The following is a 6000-nucleotide window of genomic DNA, read 5'->3' on the forward strand; positions in this document are numbered from 1 at the left end:
CCGGCGCACGAGCCAGTTGCGACCGGAGTGAATGGACGTATCTGTGCGTCCGCGTCGAAGGACCTGCTAGAGCTCATTTTCGTGGCCCTTGCGATTTGTTCCTGTGGCTTCCTTCAAAGCACTCAAACTGGCTGATGCAAGCTCCTCTTGCACGTTGAAGGCCTGCTTTGCTAGCGCCGCCTTAAGTTCGTTGATTGGATTCTTTTCAATCCCCTTCTTCAGGAGGAAAGCCGGGCCGGGAAAGAAAACATCCAAGCTATTTGGAGCATTTTCAATTGAAAACTTCTCTACCGGCTGAACGGAGGCCACGGCGATAGCTCTTTCACAGGGAGTCAAGCTTGCTTCTGCTGCACACAATTGCCATGGAAGAATCGAGATAAAGAATAGTGCGATAGTTTTTCGACCGGCGCGCAGCGGCGTCCTTACCGACGCGAAGTGACGGGCAAGACGTCCGCTCGACAGAAGGGTTAGGCGTCGTTCTCACAGCGACGCCGACTTCTCAAGTTCCAGGTTGCCCTCGATGAACTTGAGCTTGAAGACAAGCCGGGAGATACGCCATCTGTCCGGGAACGGCAGCAACTGCAGTTCGTACGTGCCCACGAAGATGCGGCTCTTCAGGCCGATCGCTTTGCCCCGGTGGTGGAAGGCCACGCCGTGGCATCTGACAAGCGCTTGATTACCACTGACCTCGGTTCGAAGGTTGCCAATCTGATGGTGAACGTGGTCGAGCGGCTTGAATCCGGCAGCCCATGCCTGAGCCACCTGGTTTGGCGTCATTTCGGTCGGCGTTCCACCGACCATGGAGGTCATGTCCAGCGTAAAGGGGCTGGTAAAGCAACTTTCCAGCGCTGGCCAGTCTCGTTCGTCGGTGGCAACGAACATCTGAACGACGGTGTCCTCGACTGCCAGGCGCATGGCCAAGTCAGATGCAGACAAAGTGAGAGACATTTAGAACCTCCTAGTGAACGCGCCGCATCTTGCGGCGCCTAACGTTTGAATTAAGCGGCGTGCCGGAGGCACGTCCGCATGAAGGAAGGGTTAGGCAGCATTGCGCACTGAATGAATGATCTTGTACCCGAGGGCGCGAGCGGCAGGTGTATCAAAGTAGGCAGAGATCTGAACATGCCCCATGGGTGCGATGACATAACCGGAAATTGATTTATAGGAAGACCTTTCTCGGGAGTAATCTTCTTCCGGCAATTCGTATGTCAGCCGGATAAGCTTCCCGGTGCGTTCGATCTGTTGCTCGCCTCGAAGATCGCTGGCTGTTTCCAGAATTGAAGCTAGCCGCTCCTCTTCGGATGTGCCTTTGTCGTTCCCCCAAATGGTGACCCAGAAGGTGAGTGTTGCCCTCCAGAGAACAAGGCTTCCATCTTCTATTCGTCGATTGAACGTTTCAGGAAGAGCGACCGCCCATTCATCGGTCATTTGATAGGTTCCCGTGACGACTGGATAGTCTGGATGCAGGCTCATGGCGGCTTCTGATGTTGTCTAACGTCTGAAATGATCGGACCACGACGTTTGCGGCGAGACCGCCCTCTGCGGTTGTGGGTCCATGTCGATTAACCAGTTAAGTGGCATGGCCTCAAGTGTCGACAGAGACATGTGTCAATTTACCTTCTTCGAAGTAGCAGGTGTATAGAAATTTCGAGTTGTTAGTAAGACACTCAAGGGCAATGTCCCACTCAGCGTTTGGATCCCCGTCCAATGGCACGCCTACGCCGGCAAGAGTGAATGCCAGGCGCCAATCGGACGGAAGGTTTTCGCCGTAGATTTCCTTGTGGCGTTCCCCGAGCTCTGACAATACAGGCCCAACGACGCTATCAAGATCGGTTGTGACGCGCTGAAAGAAATCGATCTGTAACTGGGTGGGTTCCGCTGCGTCGCGTGTATCGATCGAAATCGAAATGCCATTCTCACCCTCATACACCTCATGCATCCAGTAAGGACCTTTGGCCCCACTTTCCAATGTGAGAGTGCCAAACACTGGGTGCCCGAACGTCACTGTGGGCGACCGGCGAAAGAGGTTAGACAGGAAACCCATTGTTCGTGCCATTTAACGTTTGACTTAAGGGGCCTGCCGAAGGCAGGTCCGCTTGAAGGAAGGGTTAGCCCGCACCCTCACGATAGCCATTGCAGTGCCCCGTCGCCTCGGGACGCCGCGTCTCGGTAGAAGACGACAAGCTGTTGGTAGCCTTCCATTAAATAGTCGAAGGCGTCTTCTCCGTCTCGCACCCAGATCACGTCCGGGTATATGTCCTTGGCTTTCATGTCTTGTGGATCGAAGCGCTCGCGCAATGCTTCCAAGGTCAGGTTCGAGAGCGCGTCCGAGACGGCAGAGACCTGAGCCGGCGTGAGAAATCGAGCGGGCCCATATCCGACCTCTGGGCCGAATTCTTCACCACCGACGACAGCAAGACTTAGCGGCAGCGTTCCACCTTCGGCCTGCCCGGTAAGCAGGTAGTGGATTCCATGCCAGGCTTTGTCGACATCGATGTAGTACGGTGGCTCGTCTTCCCCGTCGTTGGGGTAGAGGTATTCCTCGATCGCCTCGGGATCGCTGCGCAGCTGATTGAGGGTCTCCGGCGATACGGCAGCAAAGCAACCAACCATTCCCATGGTAATGAACTCCTATTGATGATGAGTGCGGGCTAACGCCGCCGCTAAGATGCGCACGCATTTTTGCGCGCGTCGCTCTTGAGCGACTTGTTATGTTTCTTCGATGCGAGAAAGAAATGCATGCGGGTCCTTTACGAAGCGTGTTGCTTCCGATTGCTTTGCGTATGCCAATAGCGATTCCGTGTCACAAGGGATAACGTGTTGAATCCCTGGGACCAAAATTGCTAATTCCAAGTCCTGCGCCAATTGCGAGATGGCAACGAAGAGTGCGTCATTCGGAGCTCGAAGGTCAAATCGAACGGCGAGTGATGAGACGGCGGTGCCCTCACGCCAAAGCTGGATGTCTTCTGTCTTGTCTGAACCCCAGCATAAGCATTCATTGTGCCAAGACTTACTGCCCGGCAAGAGCAAGCCGAGATGCTCGATGAGTTTTGGATCGGAGTAACCCAACCAAGCTATGGAGGCGTCACAACCTTCCTCAGTGAAGAGTGACGCAACATCGCCGCCAGCGTCAAGCCACTGCCTTGGAATGAGTTCAACCTTAAACTGCCAGAGCGCCATTAGTTGTTCTTAAGAAACATAACGTTTGGCATGAGCGACGTGTGGGAGCGGGCGGAGCCCGCTGGAACACGTCCGCTCGATGGAAGGGTTAGGCGTCAACATTCTCACGCTTGGCATAGATAATCGCGAGTAGCGAACCGAACGGAGGGTTTCGAATGAAGCGCAAGTTCGGCGCGGATATCAGCGCATACCCCGTGGAGCTCTTGACTGGGGTCTTCGATGCGATGAGCGTGTGTAGTGCATTGCGACGAAGCCCGAGATTTCGCTTGGCATTTGCAAGAAGTTCGCGGGTCGTTCGCCTCGGGCTCGCACCGGTCGCGGTGAGGTAAAACCCCTTCCAGTTTCCCATTCGCGCGAAGCTCCGGCCGTAGACGCCTGGTGCGTGCAGGCGAACACCGAGCGCGCGCTGTTGCAGGCTAAGCGGCCAGTCTCCGCGCTTGTCTTCATAGAATACGCGCGGGTCCTGCGCTCCCCGCGGTGTGTGGAGGAGCCAAAGGCCGTAGCGAAGAACAGTGCGTGGCATTGTTGACGTCTAACGTTGGACATGAGCGGCGCCGGGAAGCGTGGGTAGCACGCTGGAAGATGTCCGATCGATCGAAGGGTTAGGTGGCTTTGTGCGCCGCGTTGGCGGCAGGCCGCGATCGCTAACTTCGTCAGCCAGCAAGCCAAACAGCGCCATGCATACCAAGAGCGCCAAAGCCCACGGCAGATTGCTACGTATCCCTCCCGCAGTTTCTCCAAAGAAATGAAACCAATAGTTCCTTTGCTTTGAGGGAAGAAGCACCAAACAAATCGGAAGAGCAACACCCGCGAGAACGATGAGCCCGGTGCCCCAGAACCAATCGCGAAAGTAACTGAAGAAGGCTTCTGAATTCTCCCCGTGCGCATAAGCCATGTACGGATTACTGTTCTTTCTTTTAATGAGCACCTCACCATCAATGAACGTTTCCCAGCCGAGGTAAAAAAAGTAGCTGCCAAAAGCGACCAATAGGGCAGACGCAATGAAGAGCCGTACGATCCCGCCCCTTCGGCTTGAAATGACTGATCGTGCCATAGCCGCCACCTAACGTTGGAGCTGACCGGAACGCAACACATGCCGCACAGCGACCTCCCGCAGGTGCGTTTCCGTGTCGAGCGACCAGTTAGAGCTTCTTGCCGTCGGCTTCATCGGTCACCATCTTTCCGTCCACTACGAACTCCTTCAGCGATGCGGCTTTTTTTCCCACTAAGAGGTAGTAGGCTCCAACACCGATGAATGCAAGCCCACCCAATAGAGGTTTAACTGGTACAGGTCCGTCACTGAGCAGGACGACAAATACGATAGCAATTCCAATTAAGACTGCGCCTCCACCGGCGATCTGATTTCTCATAATTCCTCCTACAGAAAAGTGGTGAAACTGGCGATACCACACAAGAAGCCGAGAGTGTCTGCCAAAGGCTCTAACGTTTGAGCTGCCGGGCGTGCCACACGAGCCGCGAAGCGGCCTTCTGCTGTGGCGCGTCCCAGCCGAGCGACTTGTTAAGGCGCATTCTTCACCTCCGTCACCATAACCACAAGCTTCCGCATGTGCCACGCAGTGTGCTCATGAAACACAGTACCGCGAGCAACGATGGATTTTCCCCTAGCAGCATACAATTTTTTTCGAAGTGCGGGATCCTGTGCGATGAGTTGAAGTTCGCTAACGCAAGGTTCGTCGGAGTTGATGGGGTTCAAACCATCTGCGTTAACAGATACGGGCGTTGCGAGCTTCATGATAGGGTACTTCATCGTCGTCCCATTGGGGTGTCGGGCACGCGCGACATTCACTTTCCCCGATACCTCTACGACGCTGGGCTCATATTGAATCGGTCGGGCGTTGTCGCAGGTCTCCGCAACGGCCGGAACCATGGTTGCAACTAGAACGAGTGGTAGGTAGCGCATGCGCCCTTAACGTAGCGATGACCGGACCACCAACATGAGCGGTGGAGCCGCCTCCTGCTGTTGTGGGTCCGCGTCGATTGACCAGTTAAACCGCTTCACTCGCTGGACTCCAGCTGAACGACCTTGGTGCGGCCCAAATAATCGCCGAGGCGGCGCCGCTGCTTACCAAGAATAAAGACGGCATCAATCACCCCAAGCATCATCGCGAAATTCCTAACTAAGGATTGCCAGTAGCGGCAAGGTTCCTCAGTTGTGACGTGCACCACCGCCGTGCGCGTAAACCGTTTTCCCACGCTCTGCCCACCGGGCAATCCATCACACAAGAACACGTAGAGAAAGAAGCCTAGCAATGCTAGCTCCAGGGGGAGCGCGAGGGCTTTGKCGGAAATGTAGAAGATGACGCCTGCTGCGATTGCAACCAAATCGTCCAGGAATTGGGAAGTGAATCTCTGCCCAATAGACGCGAGGGGTTTGCTCATATGGAGGATTGCTTTCTCGGAACTGTGTTGCGGTTTAACGCTGAAGTTGTGGGACGGCGCAGCCGTCCCAAACGAACGACCAGTTAGGCAGCATCTTAAGTCCGGGGCGAGCGCATGTCATTCGTAGTCTTTAAGCAGGGTAGGGTTCCCGGCAAGAATGAGCTTGCCGTTGAAACGTACATGCCAGTCCGGATCGAATTCGTTGTGCGCGTGAATCTGTAGGCCGCCATCTACCAAGTCGATCGTAAGGGGAAGAAGGCCCGGACTCGGCCTCGCCAGCAACTCAACGGAATGGCCAGGCGAGAGAACTACCTCTTCCGGGATCATTTCCAAGAACAGGCGCATCTCGACTTTAGTGTCGTTTCGGAATTTTCCGACCGTAGGGTAGTGCGTAGGCTGCATTTGGTAGCTGTCTAACGT

The 6000-nt window shown here is 55.1% G+C and carries 10 protein-coding genes; all 10 read right to left on the bottom strand.

All coding sequences use genetic code 11. The features are described from left to right. Positions 1-66 precede the first annotated feature (66 nt). Complete coding sequence (locus AC1DY9_RS20725; protein WP_477667532.1) at positions 67-309, bottom strand: hypothetical protein; 243 nt, start codon at positions 307-309, stop codon at positions 67-69. Between the two features lie 171 nt (positions 310-480). Continuing rightward, positions 481-948 (bottom strand): nuclear transport factor 2 family protein, encoded by a 468-nt coding sequence (locus AC1DY9_RS20730; RefSeq protein WP_457279035.1) that lies wholly within the window; start codon positions 946-948, stop codon positions 481-483. Between the two features lie 90 nt (positions 949-1038). Further along, positions 1039-1473, bottom strand: coding sequence for a hypothetical protein (locus AC1DY9_RS20735; protein WP_477667533.1), 435 nt, complete (start codon positions 1471-1473; stop codon positions 1039-1041). A gap of 112 nt (positions 1474-1585) precedes the next feature. Next, entirely contained in the window at positions 1586-2056 is a 471-nt protein-coding gene (locus AC1DY9_RS20740) for a hypothetical protein (protein WP_477667534.1), read from the bottom strand. Positions 2057-2121: 65 nt separating this feature from the next. Further along, positions 2122-2619 carry a YfbM family protein gene (locus AC1DY9_RS20745; RefSeq protein ID WP_477667535.1) on the bottom strand — a complete coding sequence of 166 codons (498 nt, stop codon included), beginning with the start codon at positions 2617-2619 and terminating at the stop codon, positions 2122-2124. A 90-nt stretch (positions 2620-2709) separates the two neighbouring features. Then, on the bottom strand, positions 2710-3180 hold the full coding sequence (locus AC1DY9_RS20750) for a hypothetical protein (RefSeq protein ID WP_477667536.1): 471 nt from the start codon (positions 3178-3180) through the stop codon (positions 2710-2712). Positions 3181-3712: 532 nt separating this feature from the next. After that, entirely contained in the window at positions 3713-4234 is a 522-nt protein-coding gene (locus AC1DY9_RS20755) for a hypothetical protein (RefSeq protein ID WP_477667537.1), read from the bottom strand. Positions 4235-4322: 88 nt separating this feature from the next. Beyond that, the gene (locus tag AC1DY9_RS20760) at positions 4323-4550 is read right to left on the bottom strand and encodes a hypothetical protein (protein ID WP_477667538.1); all 228 of its coding nucleotides are present in this window, start codon (positions 4548-4550) and stop codon (positions 4323-4325) included. 646 nt (positions 4551-5196) lie between these two features. After that, complete coding sequence (locus AC1DY9_RS20765) at positions 5197-5580, bottom strand: RDD family protein (protein WP_477667539.1); 384 nt, start codon at positions 5578-5580, stop codon at positions 5197-5199. A 117-nt stretch (positions 5581-5697) separates the two neighbouring features. Beyond that, the coding region (locus AC1DY9_RS20770; RefSeq protein ID WP_477667540.1) for a hypothetical protein at positions 5698-6000 on the bottom strand (303 nt) is incomplete at its 5' end.

It is taken from the genome of Polaromonas sp. P1_F6, assembly GCF_056405695.1.

Excerpts from the sequence above, each read along its gene's own strand:
- AC1DY9_RS20730 (WP_457279035.1), bottom strand. The coding sequence starts at position 948 with ATGTCTCTCACTTTGTCTGCATCTGACTTGGCCATGCGCCTGGCAGTC.
- AC1DY9_RS20735 (WP_477667533.1), bottom strand. The coding sequence starts at position 1,473 with ATGAGCCTGCATCCAGACTATCCAGTCGTCACGGGAACCTATCAAATG.
- AC1DY9_RS20740 (WP_477667534.1), bottom strand. The coding sequence starts at position 2,056 with ATGGCACGAACAATGGGTTTCCTGTCTAACCTCTTTCGCCGGTCGCCC.
- AC1DY9_RS20745 (WP_477667535.1), bottom strand. The coding sequence starts at position 2,619 with ATGGGAATGGTTGGTTGCTTTGCTGCCGTATCGCCGGAGACCCTCAAT.
- AC1DY9_RS20750 (WP_477667536.1), bottom strand. The coding sequence starts at position 3,180 with ATGGCGCTCTGGCAGTTTAAGGTTGAACTCATTCCAAGGCAGTGGCTT.
- AC1DY9_RS20755 (WP_477667537.1), bottom strand. The coding sequence starts at position 4,234 with ATGGCACGATCAGTCATTTCAAGCCGAAGGGGCGGGATCGTACGGCTC.
- AC1DY9_RS20760 (WP_477667538.1), bottom strand. The coding sequence starts at position 4,550 with ATGAGAAATCAGATCGCCGGTGGAGGCGCAGTCTTAATTGGAATTGCT.